Genomic DNA, 22,536 nt, shown 5'->3' on the forward strand with positions numbered 1-22,536 from the left:
ATTATCGTAACAACGACTCGTTCTGTGGGCATAAGGTCCTTCGTCGCCGCTTGATGCGCGGAATGTTCAGGAGGACAGACGTCTTTTTTGGTTCACCATCTCACCATCTCCCCGCTTCTATTTTGGGGCGAAGTGCTGGAAGATTTCTAAATGGCTGAAGCGCGTTGCTACCATTGTGAAAGCAGCACCCCACAATAGAGCGCTCCAAAACATATGCAGCATAATGCGCCAGCGCGGCACATGCAGCTGCGTGGCAATGACAGTGCCGCCTACTGGGCTAAACAAAATAGGCGTGAGGAAAGCAATGCCTGGCATCCCGAAGCGCTTGTAGATGCGTACTACCCCCCGGCTCCGCCGGCTGAACAAGGGCTTGCCTTTAGCGGTGCGCCGCGCCCGCAAGTGCAAGGCCCACATGCGCCCCAGCCCTGAAATCAGGAGCACGCTGGTCATCATGCCTGCTACCGACAGGCCCCAGCACATCGCCCACGACAAGCCCGCCAGCACGCCCGCAATGGGCGCCGCGACGAACTTAACCATTCCGAGCAGGAAAACAGAAGCGTATTTGAGGAGAGCAGGAAGCACGTGGCAAGCACGAATACAGGCGATGAGAAACGTAACACAGGCCGCTTACACAGCCGGTATCATAACGGTATGCAGCCAGTCAGGTTCAAACGAGCTGATTAAACTTTCAAAATTCGGGCCGCAGCTGTTCTGTAGATCAGCAATGCTACAGTTTGCTACCATACGATAAGTCGCCGGCATCGCCGAGGCCGGGTATGATGTATGCCTGGTCGTTTAGACCTTCATCTACGGCTGCTACCCACAAGGTGGCTTCGGGAATTTCGCGGGTCACGTAATCAACTCCCTCGGGGGAGGCAATAACGGCGGCAATGTGCACCTGCCGGGGCATGCCGAAGCGCAACATGGCCCGGTACGTTTGCACCAACGATTTGCCGGAGGCCAACATAGGATCTACCAGAATTAGTACGCGCTCATCTAGGCTCGGCGCCGAGAGGTAGTCTACCTGCACTTGTACCTGCGCCGTTCCCTCGATGCGGTAGGCCGCCGCAAACGCAGAGGGCGACTGATCGAAGTAATTCAGAAAGCCTTGATGGAATGGCAGACCAGCACGCAGCACCGTGGCCAGCACCGGAAAATCCTGGAGCAGCTTGCCATTGGTTTCGCTTAGTGGCGTGGTGATGGTCTGATCGGTGTAGCTCAGTTGGGAGCTGATGCGGTAGGCAATGATTTCGCCAAGGCGTTGCAGGTTTCGGCGGAAGCGCAGCGAGTCGCGCTGCTTGTTTACGTCGCGCAGCTCGGCTAGAAAGTGGTTGGCCACGGAGGGCTCGGCACATACAATGTGTACACGCTCGGAGGCGTAAGGCGTAGGGGTAGAGTTCAGCGCATCCATTGCAAATACCAGGGTCGGAGAGTTAGGGTGAAAGTAGTGTAAGGTACGGGCTGGGCACCGAAGTTGGCAAAAAACCGTGCAATCGACGGAATAATACTGCCTTCAAAATCCAATGTCAGATTAGGAGTGCCCGCGTGTTGCGCTATCACATGGCTCAGCAGCAAAGTAGGCGCCGACAGTTGGCGCCCGCGTGGCGAGGCAGCCGCAAATAGGTAGATTAGAGTATTCCGCTCCCGGATAAATAGCGCCGCTGCCAGCAGCTCGGCATCCGGCGCCGGCATTCGAACCTCATACAGTAGCGCCTGCCCGCGCTGCTGAGCAGCCACTACCAAGCAGCGCAGCTGGGTATAGTGTCGGGCAGAAAGTGAAGCTGCCTTCCCTTTTGTTTGTTTGAATAAGGTAATAAGGGGCTCAAGGGTAGTAGCTTCCTGCACCACCAATGGCTCAGGACGCGCTAGGTTTTGACGCAAGCGGCGTCGGCTGCTAAGGTCGTATGCTTGTAGCAGGGTAGAAAAGTTGGGGACCAGGGATAAGTGGTAGGTTACGCGCTGGTTCGTTTTGTATGCGGAGTTGGTGGAAAACAGCGAGTTATCCACATTTAACTGTTGATAACCCTTCGTATATCGACCACTTATCAACACTAGGTACTCTGCTACGTCTTTGTGCTGGCTGGCATCAGTTGTTAACAAGCCAAGTTGTTGGGTGAAAGCCGGTTGAAAAAGCTCCTTACCCCACGGCCGGCGTTTGTATGGCAAAGGCAGTACGGAGCGGTATTCTCCGGATGGCCCGAGCTCTACCACAGCATCCCAATGCTCCGCCACCGTGCGCAACCACCATGTGTGGGCATAAGGCAATTGCGGCTGGGCGGCGGCTACGCAATTATTCCAGGCTTCGAAGTTGAGGGAAGAAAAGGATAGGTAGTGGAGAGGCACGTGAAGCGCGATATAATAAGTCGTTTACGCCAGTTGAAAGACCACTGAAATAAGGGTAGGACTACCTCCTTATATCTCGTGGTTGAACAACATTGTGCACATAGCACGACCGATAAGGAATGAATAGAATCTATACCAGTCGGTTCTTAACATCATCAGGAGTCGAACGATTTACTAAAGAATCTACGCACGCAAATGCGCTATTCAACATTTACGCTGTTTTGAGAAGCTACGCTAAGCTTAATGGAGTATGGCATTGCATCAATTTCCTAAATAGCTTCATGGATGCTGCTATAAAAGTATAGACTACACTTATAGGAAACTTTTAACAGCCTCAATGCTATACTTGGCATTGCGACTGAATTCATTCGGAATTTTTCCTAGATGAAATTTTGATGATTTTTTAGTAAAAGACATATATTAGAGCCCAATATGATTTTATGAGCATTTATAAGTACTAATCAATTAGTTACTTCTTAAGACCTTGGTTTTTTTACGATATATAATCCGTATTCTCCTATCCTACGCAGTTGAAATAACGCCGCTAAGAAGTCAGCTTTCATTACCCGAAGTAACAACCGCCACTTTGTAAGAGAACATCCTCTCAGCGATACAGTAAGTTCATTTTCAATCTTTTATGCGCAGGATCTTTATGAAGCCACTAGTACATTAATCGTTTGAGGGGCACCTACTTGGCTTCGAGGAAAGCCTACCCTTGCAAACCTAGCCAGTAAGCCCGCATAGCTACTGATAAGCATCTACTGCTTACCTGGCTATATTCTCTCGCATCCGGTCTTCAAGTCAATCCCTATAAAGGGTTGTAGGGTAGTCTTTTTCATTTTTTGCTAAAACGATTTAGCTAAATCTGAGTAGCCTAAATTTTGAGTCAAATGCTTGTTGATACTCCCACTCTTAACCTTCTGCTTATGGTGTAAGACAACAGAATATTCACTCTCTATTTGCCCTTTCTCCAACCACATTCCAACACTCTATGCTCTCGTTTTTATCAAATCATACTCAGTCGGGAAAAATATGGAGGCCGGCGGTTCTCCCGCTCGTTTTGAGCTTATCACTCGGCGTTACGGCTCATGCCGAAGTAGGCAGTGCCGACAAGACGCTGCATCGCAAAGCAGTTGTTCCACCTATCACAGTAAAGGGGCTCGTAGTTGACGAGCTAGGCAAGCCGATTCCTGGCGCTACTGTGCTGGTAAAGGGCAACACGGGGGTAGGCACGGCTACGGACGTGAACGGGACCTACACCCTGACCGCCCCGGAGGGCGCTACGACACTCGTCATTTCTTCAATTGGCTTCACTGCGCAGGAAGTACCTATTGATGGCCGCACCACGATTAACGTAACCTTAGCTACTGACTCTAAGTCGCTGAAAGAAGTAGTGGTGGTAGGGTACGGTACGCAACGGCGGGCCGAAGTAACATCAGCCGTAGCCTCCGTAAAGGCCGAAGACTTCAACCAAGGCGGTACGCGCAATGCGCTTGATCTTATTCAGGGCAAGGTAGCGGGCTTATCCGTTACTCGCACAGAGGGCAACAACCCCAACTCCAGCCCGGCTATTCAGCTTCGCGGTATTGTCTCGGTAAATGGTAGTCTGGCCCCGCTGATTGTTATTGATGGTATTCCGGGCGGCAACCTCGACTTGCTTCAACAGGATGATATTGAATCTTTTGACGTACTAAAAGATGGCTCGGCCGCGGCCATTTATGGTACGCGCGGCAACGCAGGCGTTATTCTGATTACCACAAAGAAAGGGAAAGCCGGTCCGGCACGCTTCGATTACTCCACCTACGTGCAGCACGAGTCGGTAGCCAAGCGCCCCCGGTTTTTGAATGCAGAAGAATGGCGGGTCTACCGCGAAGATCCGAGCAATCCTAAGGCCGGGCAGATGCAAGACCTAGGGGCCTCCACTGATTTTTACAACGCCCTGCTCAATAAAAACAACCTGAGCCAGTACCACAACTTTGCGCTATCAGGTGGTAATGCTACCAGCAACTATCGCGCATCGGTGTATTACAACGGTGCTGACCCTATCACTATCCGCAACTGGCGCCGGCAGTATGGTGGACGCGTGAGCTTCAATCAGACTGGCCTAAATGACATGCTGACCGCGCAACTGGACGTGGCCACCAACTTCAGCAAAGCCAACCTGCTGGGCGGCAATTCCGGCGACTTCGAAAACGCGCTGGGGCGCAACCCTACCCAGCCTATTTTCAACCCCGATGGCACCTACTATGAGGAAGGCTCTACCACGAACCCATTAGGCCGCCTGAATCAGGAGAGCCTAAAGCGTGACCAGAACACTACTTCCGCCAACGGTCGTCTTGCGCTGGAGCCCATCAAAGGACTGCGGGCTACGGCTTTTGGCTCGGTTATACGCGACACGCAAAATGATAATGAATACCGCGAGGCCGGCTCTCGTTTCTCGCAAATTGGCACTCTGAATGGCACGCCGGTACGCGGTACGGCCTACGCCCGCAAACGCAACTACCTATCGAGCAGCTATACGTTTGAATCGACGCTGGAGTATAACAGAGAGATTCACCAGGACCATACTATACGGGGTTTGGTAGGCTATAGCTATCAATACAATGTTGCAGAATCGTTCGAAGCAGGTAACAGCGGCTTCCTGAACGATGCTTTCCAGGAAAACAACTTGGGGGCTGGCAACTTCCTACCCTTGGGCAAAGCATCGTTGGGCAGTGGCAAAGAAGACAATACACTAATTGCCTTCTTCGGGCGCCTCAACTATTCTTATAAGGATAAATACCTGGCCCAGTTTATTCTGCGCCACGAAGGGTCGTCGCGCTTTGGCGCCAACAACAAGTACGGCAACTTCCCGGCTGTGTCGGTGGGCTGGGCTATCAGCCAGGAAAACTTCATGCGTGATGTATCCTTCGTGAATCTGCTGAAGCTACGCGCCGGCTACGGTGTAACCGGTAACCAAGGCATTCCCAACTACCAGTCGCTGGTACGTCTGGGTACGGGCAACTTCTACCTGAATGATGATGGTGTATGGCGCCAAACCTACGGTCCTACCAACAACCCCAACCCCAACCTGCGCTGGGAGCGCAAAGCTGAGTACAACGCTGGTATCGATTTCGCCCTGTTTGACAATCGCCTGACCGGTGCTGTCGACGCGTACTACCGCCGCACATCGGATCTGCTAGGTAACTTCAACACGCAGTTGCCCCCCTTCGTGCAGTCTACCCTTTTCACCAACGTAGGGGTAATTGACAACAAGGGCCTGGAGCTCACGTTGAGCGGCACCGTGATGCAGAAGAAAGATTTTCGCTGGAGCATGGACCTGGTAGGGAGCACGCAGAGCAACAAGTTGGTCTCTTTCTCTGATGAAGTGTTCAAGACCACTTTCCTGACCTTCGGGGATATTGGGGGCTTTGGCGCACTCGGCCCGGCTATTCGCACGATTGAAGGCGGCCCGCTGGGTAGCTTCTACGGTAAGCGATATGCTGGCCTCACAGAAGATGGCAAATGGCTATTCTACAAAGCCAACGGCGATGCAGTACCGGCCAGCCAGATTGTCCCTAACGACGACTATGCCTACATCGGCAATGGCGTACCTAAGTACTACGCTTCGTGGAACAACCGCTTCCAATATAAAAATTGGGACCTGACGCTGTTTTTCCGGGGTAAGTTCAAGTACGATATCCTCAACCTGCAGCAGGTGTTTTTCGGCAACAAAGTGTATCTGCCCAACAACGTGCTGAAGGATGCCATCACGCGCAACAACAACATCGACGACGCCCTGCAATACTCCGACTATTACCTGGAACCAGGCGGTTTCGTGAAGCTCGACAACGTGACGTTGGGCTACAACTTCAAGTTTGTGAACACGCCCGCCATCCGCAACCTGCGCCTCTACCTCACGGGCCGCAACTTGCTCACTTTCACCAAATACCAGGGTTTAGACCCTGAAGTAAACGATACGGGCTTGGCGCCTGGCATTGACGGCCGCGGTTTCTACCCCCGCACCCGCTCTTTCACCGCTGGTCTTATCGTTGGCTTCTAATTCGTACTGTATATATGAAAAGCTTCTCTAAAAAATACCTCTTCGCTGGCCTAGCGTTGATGCTAGCTAGCACGAACTCCTGCACAAACCTGGATGAAACGCTGTATAGCCAGATTGATGCTAGCCAGTTCTATAATAACCGGCAGGAAATTCTTTCGGGTGTGCTACGCCCCTATACGCACGCAAATGCCTGGATAGCCCCAACTGGTCAGAATAGCTACTGGCGCCTCAACGAGTTTACGGCCGACCAGCTGGCTTGGCCGCAGAAAGGCCGCCACGGCTACGACGATGCTCAGTGGATTCGTCTGCATGGCCACAGTTGGGTATTCACCGAAAACTTGATGTGGAACCCGTGGTCGTTGCTATTCACGGGGGTAGGGTTTTGCAACAGCGTACTGGGCGACTTCGAGCGAGTAGACTTTGCTCGCGCCGGCGTCAATGAACAAGATAAAGCCGCTTTTATTGCAGAACTGAAAGTATTCCGGGCTTTTCATTACATGAAGCTCATGGATCTGTACGGCAATATTCCAATTGTAACGACGGTAGGCGAGCCACTAAGCCCAGCCACGGCACCACGGGCCGAGGTGTTTGCTTTTGTTGAAAAGGAGTTGAAAGAGAACGTCGACCTGCTACCCAACCTAAGCCAGGCCCTGATTGGCCGTATCACGAAGGCCGCTGGCTACTCCATGCTCGCAGAGTTGTATCTGAATGCCGAGGTATGGTCGGGCACACCGCGCTGGGACGACTGCATTGCCGCCTGCGACAAGATCATACAGGGCCAGACGGGCGGGCTGAACGGCACTCCTGCGCTGGACACGGACTTGAAAGCAACCTACAGCAACACCAACGACCGGTCGAAGGAAATCCTGTTTCAGCTGGTATACGACTACCAGGCTACCCCTACCCGGTGCGGCTGGAACGGCGACTTCTACCACTTCAACCAGCGACTGATCTACGACGGCGACGCCAACGGCAACAACGGCGTGGTGGTGATTCCCAGCGCGTACGATGCGTTCAAAGACAACGATTTGCGTAAATCGACTTGGATGCTCATCGGGCCGCAGTTTCAGGCCGCTAACCCTACCCAGCCAGTGTTGGGCACGGAAGAGTACCGGGGTAAGCAATTGGTTTTTGTAAAAGAAATCCAGCGCAACAGCGAGGGCAAAACCAGCTCTACCATGATTGATGGAGAGGAAAACAGCGGAGCCCGCTTCAACAAATATCCTCCTGGCCGCCAGTCGGAGGCTAAATACTGGAGCAACGACTGGGCTATCTACCGCCTGACCGAAATCTACTATAACAAGGCCGAAGCGTTGATGCGCAAAAACAACGGCACTGCTACCCCCGAGGCCTTGGAACTGGTAAATGCTGTACGGCGGCGGGCTTTTAGTGCGGCTGATTATCCAGCGGCTGCCTATACGGCTGCCACGCTTACGCTGCCAGAGTTCCTGGCCGAGCGAGGCCGCGAATTTATTTTTGAGGGCAAGCGCCGCACAGACATGATTCGCTTCGGAGCCTTTACCACCACCTCGTGGTGGGACCACCAGCCCAGCAGTCCAGAAAAAAGATTGTTTGCCATACCACAACGGCAATTAGCAGCTAATCCGAACCTCAAGCAGAACCCAGGTTATCCAGGTATCTAAGCAATAAAAAATACTCCTTGTTCAACTATTTTGCCTGCTTACTAACAGCTAGTAGCCGTTGGTGAGCAGGCAAAATTGCGTTCAGTAAGTAGGCTTCTACTACAACCGGTAGGCAATCAATAAAACCCCAGCTAGCTTCTATACATCGGGTAGGCCCGTTTTTTGTCGGCTGCCCCGCCCTACCCCAACTACAAACTACGTAGGTTTGTCCTACCACTCGCCGCGCTGTGGCTGCTAGTTCTGCTTCTATGACCCATCGTCTACTTCTGCTGACTGCGTTGAGCCTCCTGGCCGGCCGCACCGTGGCCCAAACTACGGACTCTACCACCCGCGCTACCAGTCCTACTTGGCTGGTATACGACCAGTCGGCGCCCAAACCGGCGCCACCGCACCAGACAGGCCAGGGCACTACCTACGTGCCGCTTGATCAGGACGTGTACCGCCTTATTGACCGTTACGCCATCAAGTACGGCGCCGATTCGTTGGGCGACCCGCACACCTCCGTACGACCCTACACCCGTGCCAGTGCCGCCCGCCTAGGCGAGCGAATGCTGCTCGACAGCACGGCTGCCAGCACATTTTCCCGCGCCGACCGTTTCAACGCCCGCTACCTGCTACGCGACAACTGGCCCTACACGGTGGAACTGTTGGCACAAAACACCAGCCGGAAACCTATTCTCAAGCACTTTTACCGCAATACCAGCGACCTGTTCCACGTAGAAAAGCCAGATTTTACGCTACGTGTGAATCCAGTAGCCTATTTGAGCGCGGGACACGATAACCGCATTGATGGGTTACGCTACGTGAACACCCGCGGCATTCAGGTGGAGGGTACCATTGACAAGAAGCTGGGCTTCTATACCTTCTTGGCCGATAACCAGATGGCTGTGCCTGGCTACGTGCAGGACCGCATCCAGCGCGACAACATTGTGCCGCATGAGGGCTACTGGAAGTATTTCAAAGGCGAGGGCGGCAATCAGTATGATTTCCTTTCGGCTCGGGGCTATATCACGTATGCAGCCAGCCGGCACATCAACATTCAGTTTGGGCATGACCGCAACTTCATTGGCAACGGTTACCGCTCGCTGATTTTGTCGGACTACACGGCGCCCTACCTGTTTTTGAAGCTAAATACGCGCATCTGGAAGTTCAACTACCAGAACCTGTTCACGCAGATGACAGCTGAGCGAGAAAACGCCGATGCCATCTACCAGAAAAAGTACATGACCTTCCATCACCTAAGTCTCGATGTAGCGTCGAACTTCAACGTGGGGGTGTTTGAGTCGGTGGTGTTTGCGCGGGGTAAGGGCGGTTACGAACTGGGTTACCTCAACCCTCTCATCTTCTATCGTAGCGTGGAACAGCAAATAGGTTCGGAGGACAACTCCCTACTCGGCTTGGATTTCAAGTGGAATATCAAGCACCGTTACCAACTCTACGGACAACTGGTGCTGGATGAGTTTTCGATTAGCCAAGTGCGCTCTGGTGATGGATGGTGGGCCAACAAGCAGGCCATCCAGCTGGGCGCTAAGTATATTGACGTGGCCGGCATCAGCAATTTCGATTTGCAAGGCGAGTTCAACTACATTCGCCCCTACACCTACCAGCACGAAGACAAATACCGCAACTACCAGCACTACAACCAGCCGCTGGCCCACCCCATGGGCGCCAACCTGTACGAATTCATTGGTATTGCCAGCTACCAGCCCCCGCGCCTACCTCGTCTGAATCTGGTGGGCAAGGCAATCTATTCGGTACAAGGCCTAGACCTGCCGCCCGTACCGAATTATCCTGCTATCGATTCAACAAACAATTACGGTGGCAACGTACTTTATCCCTATAACTTACGGCCGCTGAACTCCGACGGCAGCCTGCGCGAGTACGGTTACCGGGTAGGCGACGGCAACCGCAGCAAACTTCTGCATCTTGATCTAACTGCTACCTACCAGTTGCGCCACAACCTCTGGCTCGATGCCAAGCAGATTATTCGCCACCGCAGCTCGCAGTACGCTATTCCGGCCGATGGCACGGAGAGCTATACGTCTGTGTCGCTGCGTTGGAATATTGCGCAACGGCTACACGAGTTTTAATGTGTGATTGGTCGATGTGCTGAAGTGCTATTACAGAACATCATAATCAGCAATTCAGCATATCAACTACTTAGCTTATCACCTTGCGGCACGACCCTGCTACTACCCTGCTCTACCGCCCCGTTAATCAGCAGGAGTTGGATTTGATTGCGGCCTCGAATTGGCTAGCGTTTCCGCCGCGCTTGCCGGAGCAGCCCATTTTCTACCCCGTCCTCAACCACGAGTACGCCGCCCAGATTGCCCGCGACTGGAATGTACCTTACTACAGCGTGGGCTACGTGTTGCGCTTCGCGGTAGATGCCGATTATGCCGCCCAGTTTCCGGTGCAAAACGTGGGCGACCAGCACCACGAGGAGCTGTGGGTACCCGCCGAAGAGCTAGTGGAATTCAACCACCACATTGTGGGGCAGATTGAGGTAGTGGCCGTGTTCCAGTAGGGGCCTGTTGCAGGCGCCCGTCGTTGCGGTGATTGTTGCTACCCACATCTGAGAAAACACGCATTATCGTTCTGCAGCGGGCGCGTGCAACGCGCCCCTACGATTGCCTACCTTTGCGGGGCTTATGAAGATTTACCTCCGCATTCTGCAATACGCACGGCCCTACGCCGATTTCCTACCCCTGTACATGGTGTACACGGTGCTGAATATTTTTTTTGGCATCGCTAACTTTGCCATGCTGGTGCCCCTGCTCAATGTGCTGTTCGACACGACGCAGACTATGGAAATACCTGCCGCAGTGCCTTCGTTTTCCTTCACCCTGGAATACATAAAAGAAGTATTCAACTTCTATTTTTCCCAGGTGCTGGCCGCCGAGGGTAGACTGGGCGCGCTGGCGTTTGCGTGCGGCATCGTGGTGATATCCGTGTTGCTGAGCAACCTGTTCCGCTACCTCAGCCTACGCATTCTGGCGCGGGTACGGGCGCGAGTAATTCGCACCATGCGCGCCGATTTGTACCAGCACGTGACCACGCTTCAGCTCGGTTACTTCTCCCAGGAGCGCAAGGGTGATTTGATGTCGCGCTTCACCAACGATGTGCAGGAGGTGGAAAACTCAGTGGTGAATACGGTAACGGCCGTGTTGCAGGAACCACTCAAGATTATTGCCTACTTCGCGGTGCTGTTTGCCATGTCGGTGAAGCTGACGTTGTTTACGCTGGTACTGCTGCCCATTTCGGGTGTGCTGATTTCGGGGATATCTAAGCGCTTGAAACGCCAGGCGCAGCAAAGCCAAAGCACCTTGGGCACCATGCTTTCCGTGATTGACGAGATGCTGGGCGGTGTGCGCGTTATCAAGGCCTTCAACGCCGAAGCGTACATGAAGGAGAAATTTCGGGAGCAGAACGACCTATATGCCCGCACGGCCCGCCGCATCGACAACACCCGCGACTTGGCCTCGCCCTTCTCCGAATTTGCGGGCGTGTCGGTGGTAGCGGGCTTGCTGTATTACGGTGGTACGCTGGTGCTGGGCGGCGAGTCCGATTTGTCGGCGTCAGTCTTTATCACCTATATCATTCTGTTTTCGCAGGTGCTTGTGCCAGCCAAAGCGCTGTCGTCGGCGTTCAGCAACATCCAGCGCGGCTTGGTGGCTGGCGAGCGGGTGTTGCGCGTAATCGACACCGAGCCTACCATTCAGGACCAGCCCAACGCCACGGTTCTACCCAACTTCCAGCACCAGATTGAGTTGCGCGATGTGCAGTTTAGCTACGGTGAGCAGCCGGTGCTGCAAGACATCAACCTGACCATTGGCAAGGGCAAAACCGTGGCGCTGGTAGGCCCGTCGGGCGGCGGCAAAAGCACCCTAGCCGACCTCCTACCCCGCTTCTACGACGTAACGGGCGGCCGCATACTGGTAGATGGACACGACGTGTGCGACGTCACCATTCACTCCCTGCGCGACCAGATGGGTATCGTAACCCAAGAAAGCATCCTGTTCAACGATACCATTTTCAACAACATCCGCTTCAACACCCAAGCCACGGAGGCTGAGGTAATAGAAGCCGCCAAAATCGCCAACGCCCACGACTTTATTACGGCAACGGCCGACGGCTACCAGACCGTCATTGGCGACCGGGGCGCCCGTCTTTCGGGCGGACAGCGCCAGCGTCTGAGCATTGCGCGGGCCATCTTGCGCAACCCCCCTATTCTTATTCTGGACGAGGCCACTTCGGCCCTGGATACGGAGTCGGAAAAGCTGGTGCAGGAGGCCCTTACGCGCCTGATGCAAAGCCGCACGTCGCTGGTCATTGCCCACCGCCTCAGCACCGTGCAGCACGCCGATGAGATTATTGTGCTGCAGAACGGCCGCATTGTGGAGCGCGGTACCCACCAGAAGCTACTGCAACAGAATGCCGGCCTGTATCAGCGCCTTAACCAGCTGCAAGGCAGCGGGGCGCTGGTGTAGCACGCCAACGGAACGTATGTTCTCTGCGTTATATAGCAGTTGATAAGTACAGATTCGGCCTGCTGACTCGAAAAATTTTATATTTCGCATCGGGAGCTGAACTGTACGCTTGTTCCTCCATTGTTCAACGCTCTGCCCTACTACCTATATGCTCTTCCTGAAACGCCTGACCACCATTCTGGTAATGGTTTATTTACTGCTGGCTCTGCTATTCATCTTCAGCCAAGCCGCCCGCGACACCTTTGCTTCGGCTATCGGGTTAGGAACTGAACCTGCTGCATTCTATTACACTTTATTTGTGACGGCAGTGGTATTGCTGGCAGCTCTGCTGATCGTAGAAAATATTGACAGCGTGCTCCTACGCCGTAGCGTAACGCAGCACGAAGGCAAAATCAACGAACTGAAAGCCCGCCTCTACGACCACCAGCTAGAGCAGCGCGAGCGGGATTTCCAACAACGCCCCGGCACCGTGCCGGGTACCACCACCTACCCCGACGAAATCGTAATGACGCCTACCCCCGGTGCACCAGTAGGCTCCATTCCGCGGCGGCCAGTGTTTCCACAGGAGGATCCTAGCCTCAGCAATGCTCCGTTGGAGAAGCCTAACACTATCATTCCACCCGCCAACGACGCCGATAATTCCACAACCCGTTAACTTCGCGGCGTGACGAACACTCCATTATCCGACCTCATCCGGGCCGAACTCACCAGCGCCCGCGACCTGCTGGACCGCTTTCTAGCTGATCCGGCTAACCTAGCTGTCATTGAGCAAGCTGCTCGCCTGATGGCCGATGCGCTTCAGCACGGCGGCAAAATTCTAACCTGCGGCAACGGCGGCTCGCTCTGCGATGCACAGCATTTTGCCCAGGAATTGTCTGGCCGCTACCGCGCCGACCGGCCTGCACTGGCCGCCATTGCTCTCACCGAAGCATCTCACATGAGCTGCGTGGCCAACGATTATGGGTATGATCAGGTATTCAGCCGTTTTGTAGAGGCACTGGGTAGGCCCAACGATGTGTTAGTTGCCATCAGCACCAGCGGCAATTCGCCCAATGTTCTCCGGGCTGCCGAGGCTGCCAAAGCCGCTGGTTTGAGTGTAGTGGGCCTCACGGGCAAAGACGGCGGCAAGCTCGCTACCCTTTGCGATGTAGAAATCCGCGCCCCCCATACTGGCTACGCCGACCGGATTCAGGAAATCCACATCAAGGCCATTCATATCATGATTCTGCTGATTGAGCAGTTGGTGATTGGGAAATAGGTAATCGTTGTGTCATTTCGACCAGCAGGAGAAATCTCGCGTGCAACGGTAAATTTCAGTGTCAGCACGCGAGATTTCTCCCGCTGGTCGAAATGACATTCTAAACTAGCTATTACACCTACTACGGCACGTTTTTCGACAACACGAAAGCCAGCTCTACGGGGCTGGCTTTTGTGTTGTCAACCTTATTTTTCTTCTATTCCGATGCTCACCAAAACCTACGGCTCAGCCGTGCAGGGTGTTAATGCTACTACTATTACGATTGAAGTTGTTGTATCGCAAGGCACTAATTTTTATGTAGTTGGCCTACCCGACAATGCTATCAAGGAAAGTCAGCAGCGGGTAGAGGCGGCTCTGAAATTTCGGGGGTACCGGATGCCACGCACCAAGGTGGTGGTGAACATGGCGCCAGCCGATATTCGAAAGGAAGGCTCGGCGTATGACTTGCCCATTGCGTTGGGCATTTTACACGCGTCGCAGCAACTTACCACGGAGCAGCTGGGCGAGTACATCATCATGGGCGAACTGGCATTAGATGGGGGCTTGCGGCCCATCCGGGGCGTGCTGCCCATTGCCATTCAGGCGCGCAAGGAGGGCTTTAAGGGTATCATCCTACCCAAAGAAAATGCGCAGGAGGCGGCCATCGTCAACAACTTGGATGTAATTCCCGTGGAAACTATGCAGGAGGCCATCGACTTCTTCGAGGGTAGGCAGGAAATTCAGCCGGTGCAGATGGACACGCGCCACGTGTTTCAGCACGAAGCCAACCGCTACGCTGCCGACTTTGCCGACGTGCAGGGCCAAGAAAACATCAAGCGGGCGCTGGAAATTGCGGCGGCCGGCGGCCACAACGTCATCATGATCGGCCCGCCCGGCGCGGGCAAAACCATGCTGGCCAAGCGCCTACCCAGCATCCTACCTCCGCTGAACATGCACGAGGCGCTGGAAACCACCAAGATTCATTCAGTGGCGGGCAAGTTGGGCAGCAACGCTTCATTACTGACGACACGGCCGTTTCGCAGCCCACACCACACTATTTCGGATGTGGCGCTGGTAGGCGGGGGTGGCAACCCGCAGCCGGGCGAAATTTCGCTGTCGCACAACGGTGTGCTGTTTCTGGACGAGTTGCCGGAATTTAAGCGCACGGTGCTGGAGGTGATGCGCCAGCCCTTGGAGGAACGCCGCGTAACCATTTCCCGCGCCAAAGTTAGCATCGATTTTCCGGCTAACTTCATGCTCATTGCTAGCATGAATCCTTGCCCATGCGGGTATTACAACCATCCCGAAAAAGAATGTGTGTGTGGCCCCGGCGTGGTGCAACGCTACCTCAACAAAGTGAGCGGCCCACTGCTCGACCGCATTGACCTGCACGTGGAGGTGACGCCCGTAACCTTCGACCAAATGACGGAAACGCGCCCAGCCGAACGCAGCGAAAACATCCAACAGCGGGTAGAGAAGGCCCGACAGGTACAGGCAGCGCGGTTTGCGGAGTTTCCCGAAATTCATTCCAATGCCATGATGCCTTCGCAAATGGTAAAGGATATTTGCCAGATAGATCCGGCCGGCCGCACCCTGCTCAAGACGGCCATGGAGCGTCTCGGCCTCTCGGCCCGCGCCTACGACCGCATCCTGAAAGTGGCCCGCACCATTGCCGACCTGGCCGCCACCGACGCCATCGGCATTGAGCACCTGGCCGAAGCCATCCAATACCGCAGCCTAGACCGCGAAGGCTGGGCGGGATAGGTGGTGAAGTGGTGAAATAGTGAAGTTGTGAATGCAAAGGTGTCTGTCATCCTGAGCAGAGCGAAGGACCTTATGACCGCAGAACGACAATCGTATCAACGACTTGTTCTGCCGTGAGAAGATCCTTCGCTGCGCTCAGGATGACAGACGCTTTTGCATTCACTACGCACAACTTCACTATTTCACCATCTTTGTACCACCATGTACAAAGCCCTTGTTAAGCCCTTGCTCTTTCAGGTCGATGCGGAGCGGGCGCACCACCTTGTTTTTGATAACCTGAAACGCGCCTACCGGCTGCCGGGCACGGCGGCAATGCTGCGCGGGTTGTACGACTTTCAGCATCCGGCCCTGACGCGAGAGGTTTTTGGGCTGAAGTTTCGGAACCCGGTGGGATTGGCGGCGGGGTTTGATAAGAATGCGGTGCTAACGGACGAGCTAGCGGCGTTGGGCTTTGGCTTCCTGGAAATTGGGACGGTGACGCCGCGGCCCCAGCCGGGCAACGCGCAGCCGCGCCTGTTTCGGCTGCCGCAGGACGAGGCGCTGGTCAACCGCATGGGGTTCAACAACGAGGGGGCTGCTGCCGCCGCCCAGCGGTTGCGCCAGCGGCGCAATCGGCAGCTCATCATTGGCGGCAACATTGGCAAGAACAAGGACACGCCCAACGAGCAGGCCGCCCAGGATTACGTGGCCTGCGTGGAGGCCCTACACGAGGTAGTCGACTATTTCGTGGTGAATGTGTCGTCGCCGAATACGCCGGGGCTGCGGCAGTTGCAAGAGCGCGAGCCGTTGATTCAATTATTGCAGCAGGTACAGGAACGCAACCAGTCCCTACCTCAGCCACGGCCGCTCCTACTCAAAATTGCGCCCGACCTCACCGACTCGCAGCTCGACGATATCCTGCTTATCGCCCGCGAAACCAACCTCAGCGGCCTGGTGGCTACCAACACCACCATCAGCCGCGCCGAGTTGCGCACCACTACCGACCACGTAACCAGTCTGGGCGCGGGTGGCCTGAGCGGCCGGCCGTTGCGGGCGCGCGCCACCGAGGTCATTCGCTACCTGCACCAGCGGGCCGGTGATGCCCTACCCATCATCGGGGCAGGCGGTATTCACTCGCCGCAGGATGCGCAGGAGAAGCTGGCTGCCGGCGCGGCGCTAGTACAGCTCTACACGGGTTTCATTTATGAAGGCCCTGCACTGGTAGGACGCATCAACCGGGCGTTGGTGGGTTAGTTTAGACCTATCATGTTGGTGAGCAAATTATTATGTTATTTACTACTGCTTACCCACAAAGGCTATTCTCTTATTTGCTATGCAAGATGAAAAAAGGTGTTGCGTTATTTCTTGCTGTGTTCGGCTCGTTTACTATTTGTTATGGCCAAACTGGCCAAGAAGCCCTTCAGAAGTATCAGGCCGCTGCTGCTGCTTTTGCTACTGTCAGCTACTCTGTGCAACGGGTTGACACCTTTCCTGATGGCTCCGTGTGGAACCACCAAGGTCGCGGCATTATGCAGCGCGATGCGAAGAGTCAGTTATTGAAGGCGCGTTTTCTAGGAACGCGGCTCGATGTGCACAGATCGTTTCTGTACGATGGGAAGGCAGGGTTTGACTTGGATGACAGCACCAAAACGTATCAAGTGGAGCAGGACCCCTACTTGCCCGGAGTGTTAGGTGGCCCTGGCGGGCAAATGCTGGTAGAAGAATTATTTACCATCGACCCTTCTTACCAAGAAGTGACTTACAGCCGCAGCGCACAGGGTCCGGTCATCACGCTCCATTACCCCGACCGACCTAAAATTGACGTTCGGAATCGGTACACTTACCTTGTGCTAGATGAGAAAACTGGCCTGCCTAAGGTCGTGAAGACCAAGGAGCAGAAAACAGGAGGCACGCGGGTGGTTATGAAAACTTTGTCTAACCTGCGCGTGAACAATCCGGCAGATGCCAGCACCCTCAACAGCACCACCTTTCTTTCCGCGTACACTGCGGCGGCTTCTGCTACTCCCATTGCGCGCCCTACCCTACTGAACAAGCAAGCCCCTGCTTTTCGCCTGACTAGCTTCGATAAGAAACCCGTGGCACTCAGCAGTTACCTAGGCAAAGTTGTGCTGCTGGATATGTGGACGACTTCGTGCAGCCCGTGCATTGCTTCTATGCCTGCTATCCAACGGCTACAGGAAAAGTATCGACAGCAGGGCTTAGCTGTGGTAGGCGTACTAATGGACCCTGGTAACGCAGCGCGAGCACAGGGCATTTTAAAGCGCCAAGGCGCCGCCTACCTCAATGTGAGCGGCGATGAAGCAACGGAGAAGGCGTATCAGGTGAATGAATATCCGCGGTACCTTTTGGTTGACAAACAGGGCAAGGTTGTGCTGGATATTACGGGCGGTGGTCAAGATGAGTTGATAGAAAGTGCCGTTAAGAAGGCACTATAAACTAATCACCCTTCATTGCGCAGTGCTTCTACACGCGCAGCCCAGTGCTGGCGGGCAAATTGCTGCTTATAGCGGCGTTGCACCCAGATCATGGGTGGCACGATGAGCAGGGTAGGCCACAAAAAGTTGACCGGCCACGGAATAAACGTAAGGCTAGTGGCCGAAAACGCCGATACGGCCGCAATGTAAGCGCCCACAAAACCCGAAATATGGTTGAGCAGCCACTGCCCCGGCGCGGGCGGCGCTACCCGCACGTACGACCGTAACTGCCGCCCCGTCAGCATTACTCCAATGGCTCCAAACACTACAGAAGGCACTACGCCGCGCAGTAGGCCATACAGCAGTGTGCCACCAAAAACCAGTAGCCCCGCCCCTACCCCCAGCCAGTCGAATAGGGTAGGGTGCTGGCCGTGGCCGAGCTGCTTGAGGTAGAGCGAGCGGTAGCCGAAGCAAGCCAGGTAGAGGCTGAAGATGCCCGTCAGCAATAGGAAGGTGAGGCCTTTGATGCTTGCCAGCGCCACGGCCGTGCTGCCCGCTACCACCATTGACCAGAAGAAAACCTGCCCCCAGCGCCGGTGGGCAGGGCCGCCCTTGCGCACCCACATGGCTACAGGGGCCACAAAAAAACCAGTGAACCCAGCTGCAATATGCAGCCAGCGCGTCAGGAGCAGGAAGGTTTCCATGGGCAATAAGCGGGGCAGAAGTGAGTAGTAGGATGAAAGTAGCGGCTTCTGGCGCCACCTGCTACTGCGTGCTACCCAAGTGTCAGATAACCCAGATGAAACACCTTTTTGGGCTATCGAAATACGTACTTGCTCACAGCTTCATTCCTACCCGCAGTTCCAGCGCATCGGCGGCGGCGCGGTGCACTTTCAGGTCCACTTCCCCAAATACGTGCTTGGTGAAGTGATATTTCAACCCCAGCCGCTCGTAGTAGAAAGGATTGGATTTGTACGGATTGTAGACATACACGCCCAGGTGCGAAACGAAGGCCAGCCGTCCGAATAGCAGCTCGTGCCCTAGGTATACGCCGGCTTTTTTGATATCGGGTAGTCTGTTACCAGTTTGGGGATTCCGCAACTGCTCAACTCGCAACGATTGGTCCCGAAAGCCCTCCAGACCTAGCATTAGGTTACTCTTGCGGTTGAGGCGCCGCCCTACGGCTACGGTAGCCGAAAAAACGGAGTAATGGCGATTGTTCCACTGGTCCACTTCATCCAATTGCTTGAAGGCGTAGCTGGTGCTCAGGTTTAGAAAAAACCGCCCGATGTCGGCTGGCTCGGTGGACGCTTCGGCGGGCTGCGGCCGAAACGCCCGCTGCTGATGATAGTTCAGTCCCAGCACTACCGAGGGTAGGTTGATGCCCCGGTTGGGCTTGGTGGTGGCTCCGTTGGAGTAGTGGTTGAATGCAAATCCTAGCAGTACCCCCAGGTGTTCGGTCACGGCCATGTCGTATTCTATGCGCGTCTGAATCGTTGCGTTCAGACGCGAGCCCATCATAGAATTTCTATTATTGTCGAAGCGGTCGTAGCTGGTTGTGAAGTAACCCAGCCCGGTACCCAACCGAAAATTCAGCTCCTGCCGAGCAGTACGCCAAATGGCCTTGTTGATGTAAGCCGTAGCTGCAAAGGACTGGTCCAGCCTTGGGTTATGGTAGTCGTAGTACACCAGCGCCAGCCCTACCTTGGGGTAGCGGTACCAGGCGTGCCAGGGCGCTGTGCCCGTGGTCTGGCGTTGCAGATTCAACTCCGCTCCCGTAGGGTGCGACACAGCCAAATGGGCCACAGCTGGTGCATGCGCCACAATAAAGCTACCCTGCGCGTATGCCCCCACCACATAGGGGGCTACTGGTGCTACTTGCTGCGCCTGAGCAACTGTGGCACCACCCAACAAAGTAGCGCACCACCCCCAATACTTACCGCTCCACTGGTGCGTGGTAGGGAAGCAATACCTCAACAGCTGAAAATAATTATGCAAGCAATTTGCGAAACGCACCAGGCTGATCTTCTTAGGCAAAGAGCTGATTGAATACGATTTAGCCGGAAACAGAGTCATAAATACCTACTTACTTGAATATTTCCGGTGGACTATACGGAAAGAAATCACTGTAACCTTCTCTCCCTATTAGGCAGTATGAGCCCCTAAAATTAGTTGTCAAGCAGTTTGACTACTACCCGTTCAGGCTTTAAATCTGACTTCCCATGAAAAAAATTGCACTTCTTTCTCTCGCTCTTGTTTCGGCTGCTTCGGCTGCACAGGCGCAATCTGGTCCTCGTCTCGGTATTCGGGTAGGCGGTACACTGGCTAATATCGGCGGCAAAGATGCCGACCAGGTAAATGGCTACGCTGGCGACCTGCAATACAAACTCGGCTACAACGCCGGCATTTCTTATCAACTGCCCCTAAGCAGCGACGGTTTCTGGACGCTGGCTCCCGAGCTGCTCTACAACCGCAAGGGCTTCGAGCGTAGCTATGAAACCACAGGATCTGCTTTAGCTGCTAACACCGATATTGAAGCTAACCGGAGAACTAACCTGGAAAAATTTAAATACCAAAACAAGCGGGTTCTTTCTTACATCGATTTGCCAATTCCTGTTCGTATTAACACCGCTCCCGGTGGTTCAGGTTTGTACTTTGAGTTGGGCCCGCAAGTAGGCTACATGGTAGCCTCTAAGCAGGAAGTGCAGAAAGAATACAAATATACTGATGCTAGCAACATGGAAGATGCCAAAACAACTTCTGGCACTAGCAAGGAAAAAGAAGACCTCGCTAGCTTCGACATCGGCGGTGTAGCTGGTATTGGCTACCAGACGGCTGGTGGTTTCAGCATCGGCGTACGCTACAACCAAGGTTTCAAGACGCTGTTCGACACCAAAAACACTAGCGCCCGCAATGAGCCGAAAGCCTTCAACCGCGCCTTCACGGCGCAGGTGGGCTACCTCATTCCCTGGGGCAAATAATTTCTAGAGGAATAAAAAGAGCCAGGTAACTCTTCGTGAGTCATCTGGCTCTTTTTTTATGGAATTATCCCACCCATTTACGCTCCTTTTCGTTTACTACCTCAACTGGCGTGCTTCTGATAGGCTACGCCACACCACTTACCTTTTTTCATAAAATTCATGAAAAAGTCTTTTATCATTGTTGGTTCACTGGCTATTGCATCTGTACTTGGTGCTCAGGAGTCGCGGGCACAAGGCGTGCGCGTGGGCGTGAAAGCCGGTGCTAACCTCTCTAACTTGGCTGGTGATGTCACCAACGAAGACCGTTTCGAAAACAAGTTTGGCTTTGTGGGCGGCGTAATGCTGAACGCGCCTCTGATTGCCGACGGCTTTCTCTCGATCCAGCCCGAGCTGCTCTACTCGCAGAAGGGTTTTAAGAACAACAGCTCGTCTGTTTTTGGCACCTACAAGTATGAAGGCCGCGCCAATTACAACTACCTTGATCTACCAGTATTGGTTAAGATTAAAGCAGGTGGTTTCTTCGTAGAAGCCGGTCCGCAGTTCAACTACCTCATCAACCGCAACGACAAGACGGTACGCACCAACAACGTTACGGGTACGCGGGCTGACTACAACTCTGGCGACTACGACCTGAGCAACGTGAATCGCTTTGAGGTAGGCTACGCAGCCGGCTTGGGCTTCCAGTCTGAAAACGGTGTTATTTTGGACTTACGCTACAACGGCTCGTTCACCGATTTCACCAAGGATGGTTACCAGGGCAACGACCTGCGCAACGCTCGCAACTCCTTGTTCCAGCTCTCGCTGGGCTACCTGATTACCTCGCGCTAAGCACAAGCTGCCAGTGCGCTGCCGCCCATCCTGCCATGCAGGATGGGCGTTTTTGTTTCAATAATACGGCAGGAATATTGCCAGGAGCCGCGGCGGTAGTCGCATTAGTAGCACCATTTTCTTGGCTACCACCGTATTTTATGAAAAAAATTTACTGGTCGCTTCTACTCGCTGGCGGCCTCACAGTTTCCTCGGCACACGCCCAGGATATTCGCCTGGGTGTGAAAGCCGGACTAAGCCTGACCTCTTTTGTGGGCGACGACGCCATCGGCACCCGCTACAAGCCCGGCTTTCACGGCGGCGGCATGTTGGAGTTTAGCCTAGACAAAAACTTATCGGTCCAACCCGAGCTTCTAGTCTCCATGAAGGGCTCAGGCTACGAGAACAGCGACCTTCGCTACAATATCACTTATCTAGATGTGCCAGTGATGCTGAAATACAAGCTCGACGGCCTCTTTCTAGAAGTTGGTCCGCAGTTTGGATTTCGTTCTGACTCAGAGTTGAAGACCAACTCGACCAGTATCAAATGGAAAAACAACACCCGCGATGTAGATTTTGGCTACGCACTGGGTTTGGGCTATGAAACGCCCAAAGGTGCTTTGGTAGGACTGCGCTATAATGGCGGTGCTACTAAGCTTGGTTACGACCGTCGGCTCAGCATCATCAACTTGCCGGCCCGCCACATCTACAATAGCGCTCTACAGCTCTACGTGGGCTATATGTTTGGCCGCCTATAATAGAGAAAGCACATACTACTCTTCAACAAAAAGCCCACCTCTTGTAGGTGGGCTTTT

General features: G+C 54.2%; 18 protein-coding genes. 13 read left to right on the forward strand and 5 right to left on the reverse strand.

Going from position 1 to position 22,536, the window contains the following annotated elements; all coding sequences use genetic code 11:
* Window positions 1-117: 117 nt before the first annotated feature.
* From J4D97_RS06560 to J4D97_RS23845, 3 genes are all read right to left on the reverse strand, one after another.
* On the reverse strand, window positions 118-537 hold the full coding sequence (locus J4D97_RS06560) for a hypothetical protein (protein WP_185282380.1): 420 nt from the start codon (window positions 535-537) through the stop codon (window positions 118-120).
* 190 nt (window positions 538-727) lie between these two features.
* On the reverse strand, window positions 728-1,411 hold the full coding sequence (gene upp / locus J4D97_RS06565) for a uracil phosphoribosyltransferase (RefSeq protein ID WP_208306866.1): 684 nt from the start codon (window positions 1,409-1,411) through the stop codon (window positions 728-730).
* Window positions 1,399-2,343: a GNAT family N-acetyltransferase gene (locus J4D97_RS23845; protein WP_208306867.1), complete on the reverse strand. Its 945-nt coding sequence runs from the start codon at window positions 2,341-2,343 to the stop codon at window positions 1,399-1,401. Before J4D97_RS23845 ends, upp begins: the two co-directional genes overlap by 13 nt.
* A 1,060-nt stretch (window positions 2,344-3,403) precedes the next feature.
* Here J4D97_RS23845 and J4D97_RS06575 point away from each other — a divergent pair.
* From J4D97_RS06575 to J4D97_RS06620, 10 genes are all read left to right on the forward strand, one after another.
* Window positions 3,404-6,385 (forward strand): SusC/RagA family TonB-linked outer membrane protein, encoded by a 2,982-nt coding sequence (locus J4D97_RS06575; protein ID WP_243900170.1) that lies wholly within the window; start codon window positions 3,404-3,406, stop codon window positions 6,383-6,385.
* A 14-nt stretch (window positions 6,386-6,399) separates the two neighbouring features.
* Entirely contained in the window at window positions 6,400-8,028 is a 1,629-nt protein-coding gene (locus J4D97_RS06580; protein ID WP_187321348.1) for a RagB/SusD family nutrient uptake outer membrane protein, read from the forward strand.
* A 248-nt stretch (window positions 8,029-8,276) separates the two neighbouring features.
* Window positions 8,277-10,118, forward strand: coding sequence for a hypothetical protein (locus J4D97_RS06585; protein WP_208306869.1), 1,842 nt, complete (start codon window positions 8,277-8,279; stop codon window positions 10,116-10,118).
* 83 nt (window positions 10,119-10,201) lie between these two features.
* Window positions 10,202-10,555, forward strand: a complete 354-nt coding sequence (locus J4D97_RS06590; protein WP_208306870.1) for a hypothetical protein — start codon at window positions 10,202-10,204, stop codon at window positions 10,553-10,555.
* A gap of 124 nt (window positions 10,556-10,679) precedes the next feature.
* Window positions 10,680-12,518, forward strand: a complete 1,839-nt coding sequence (locus J4D97_RS06595; RefSeq protein WP_208306871.1) for an ABC transporter ATP-binding protein — start codon at window positions 10,680-10,682, stop codon at window positions 12,516-12,518.
* A gap of 148 nt (window positions 12,519-12,666) precedes the next feature.
* Complete coding sequence (locus J4D97_RS06600) at window positions 12,667-13,173, forward strand: hypothetical protein (RefSeq protein ID WP_208306872.1); 507 nt, start codon at window positions 12,667-12,669, stop codon at window positions 13,171-13,173.
* Between the two features lie 9 nt (window positions 13,174-13,182).
* Entirely contained in the window at window positions 13,183-13,776 is a 594-nt protein-coding gene (gene lpcA, locus J4D97_RS06605; RefSeq protein ID WP_208306873.1) for a D-sedoheptulose 7-phosphate isomerase, read from the forward strand.
* A 204-nt stretch (window positions 13,777-13,980) separates the two neighbouring features.
* The gene (locus tag J4D97_RS06610; protein WP_208306874.1) at window positions 13,981-15,519 is read left to right on the forward strand and encodes a YifB family Mg chelatase-like AAA ATPase; all 1,539 of its coding nucleotides are present in this window, start codon (window positions 13,981-13,983) and stop codon (window positions 15,517-15,519) included.
* Between the two features lie 201 nt (window positions 15,520-15,720).
* Window positions 15,721-16,752 carry a quinone-dependent dihydroorotate dehydrogenase gene (locus J4D97_RS06615; RefSeq protein ID WP_208306875.1) on the forward strand — a complete coding sequence of 344 codons (1,032 nt, stop codon included), beginning with the start codon at window positions 15,721-15,723 and terminating at the stop codon, window positions 16,750-16,752.
* An 86-nt stretch (window positions 16,753-16,838) separates the two neighbouring features.
* Complete coding sequence (locus J4D97_RS06620; RefSeq protein WP_208306876.1) at window positions 16,839-17,954, forward strand: TlpA family protein disulfide reductase; 1,116 nt, start codon at window positions 16,839-16,841, stop codon at window positions 17,952-17,954.
* Between the two features lie 5 nt (window positions 17,955-17,959).
* Here J4D97_RS06620 and J4D97_RS06625 read toward each other — a convergent pair whose 3' ends face one another.
* Together J4D97_RS06625 and J4D97_RS06630 are read right to left on the reverse strand one after the other, a co-directional pair.
* Window positions 17,960-18,637 carry a hypothetical protein gene (locus J4D97_RS06625; protein ID WP_208306877.1) on the reverse strand — a complete coding sequence of 226 codons (678 nt, stop codon included), beginning with the start codon at window positions 18,635-18,637 and terminating at the stop codon, window positions 17,960-17,962.
* Between the two features lie 133 nt (window positions 18,638-18,770).
* Complete coding sequence (locus J4D97_RS06630; RefSeq protein ID WP_208306878.1) at window positions 18,771-19,910, reverse strand: acyloxyacyl hydrolase; 1,140 nt, start codon at window positions 19,908-19,910, stop codon at window positions 18,771-18,773.
* A gap of 245 nt (window positions 19,911-20,155) precedes the next feature.
* Between J4D97_RS06630 and J4D97_RS06635 the strand changes: the two genes are divergently transcribed.
* The 3 genes from J4D97_RS06635 (at window position 20,156) to J4D97_RS06645 (ending at window position 22,479) form a co-directional block, all read left to right on the forward strand.
* Window positions 20,156-20,914, forward strand: a complete 759-nt coding sequence (locus tag J4D97_RS06635) for a porin family protein (RefSeq protein ID WP_185282366.1) — start codon at window positions 20,156-20,158, stop codon at window positions 20,912-20,914.
* Window positions 20,915-21,073: 159 nt separating this feature from the next.
* On the forward strand, window positions 21,074-21,742 hold the full coding sequence (locus J4D97_RS06640) for a porin family protein (protein WP_243900171.1): 669 nt from the start codon (window positions 21,074-21,076) through the stop codon (window positions 21,740-21,742).
* Between the two features lie 140 nt (window positions 21,743-21,882).
* Window positions 21,883-22,479, forward strand: coding sequence for a porin family protein (locus tag J4D97_RS06645; RefSeq protein ID WP_208306879.1), 597 nt, complete (start codon window positions 21,883-21,885; stop codon window positions 22,477-22,479).
* Window positions 22,480-22,536 lie beyond the last annotated feature (57 nt).

Origin of the sequence: Hymenobacter defluvii (assembly GCF_017589435.1) — a bacterium.
Lineage (GTDB): Bacteria > Bacteroidota > Bacteroidia > Cytophagales > Hymenobacteraceae > Hymenobacter > Hymenobacter profundi.

Excerpts from the sequence above, each read along its gene's own strand:
- J4D97_RS06560 (WP_185282380.1), bottom strand. The coding sequence starts at position 537 with ATGGTTAAGTTCGTCGCGGCGCCCATTGCGGGCGTGCTGGCGGGCTTG.
- upp (WP_208306866.1), bottom strand. The coding sequence starts at position 1,411 with ATGGATGCGCTGAACTCTACCCCTACGCCTTACGCCTCCGAGCGTGTA.
- J4D97_RS06580 (WP_187321348.1), top strand. The coding sequence starts at position 6,400 with ATGAAAAGCTTCTCTAAAAAATACCTCTTCGCTGGCCTAGCGTTGATG.
- J4D97_RS06585 (WP_208306869.1), top strand. The coding sequence starts at position 8,277 with ATGACCCATCGTCTACTTCTGCTGACTGCGTTGAGCCTCCTGGCCGGC.
- J4D97_RS06595 (WP_208306871.1), top strand. The coding sequence starts at position 10,680 with ATGAAGATTTACCTCCGCATTCTGCAATACGCACGGCCCTACGCCGAT.
- J4D97_RS06600 (WP_208306872.1), top strand. The coding sequence starts at position 12,667 with ATGCTCTTCCTGAAACGCCTGACCACCATTCTGGTAATGGTTTATTTA.
- J4D97_RS06610 (WP_208306874.1), top strand. The coding sequence starts at position 13,981 with ATGCTCACCAAAACCTACGGCTCAGCCGTGCAGGGTGTTAATGCTACT.
- J4D97_RS06615 (WP_208306875.1), top strand. The coding sequence starts at position 15,721 with ATGTACAAAGCCCTTGTTAAGCCCTTGCTCTTTCAGGTCGATGCGGAG.
- J4D97_RS06620 (WP_208306876.1), top strand. The coding sequence starts at position 16,839 with ATGAAAAAAGGTGTTGCGTTATTTCTTGCTGTGTTCGGCTCGTTTACT.
- J4D97_RS06625 (WP_208306877.1), bottom strand. The coding sequence starts at position 18,637 with ATGGAAACCTTCCTGCTCCTGACGCGCTGGCTGCATATTGCAGCTGGG.
- J4D97_RS06635 (WP_185282366.1), top strand. The coding sequence starts at position 20,156 with ATGAAAAAAATTGCACTTCTTTCTCTCGCTCTTGTTTCGGCTGCTTCG.
- J4D97_RS06640 (WP_243900171.1), top strand. The coding sequence starts at position 21,074 with ATGAAAAAGTCTTTTATCATTGTTGGTTCACTGGCTATTGCATCTGTA.
- J4D97_RS06645 (WP_208306879.1), top strand. The coding sequence starts at position 21,883 with ATGAAAAAAATTTACTGGTCGCTTCTACTCGCTGGCGGCCTCACAGTT.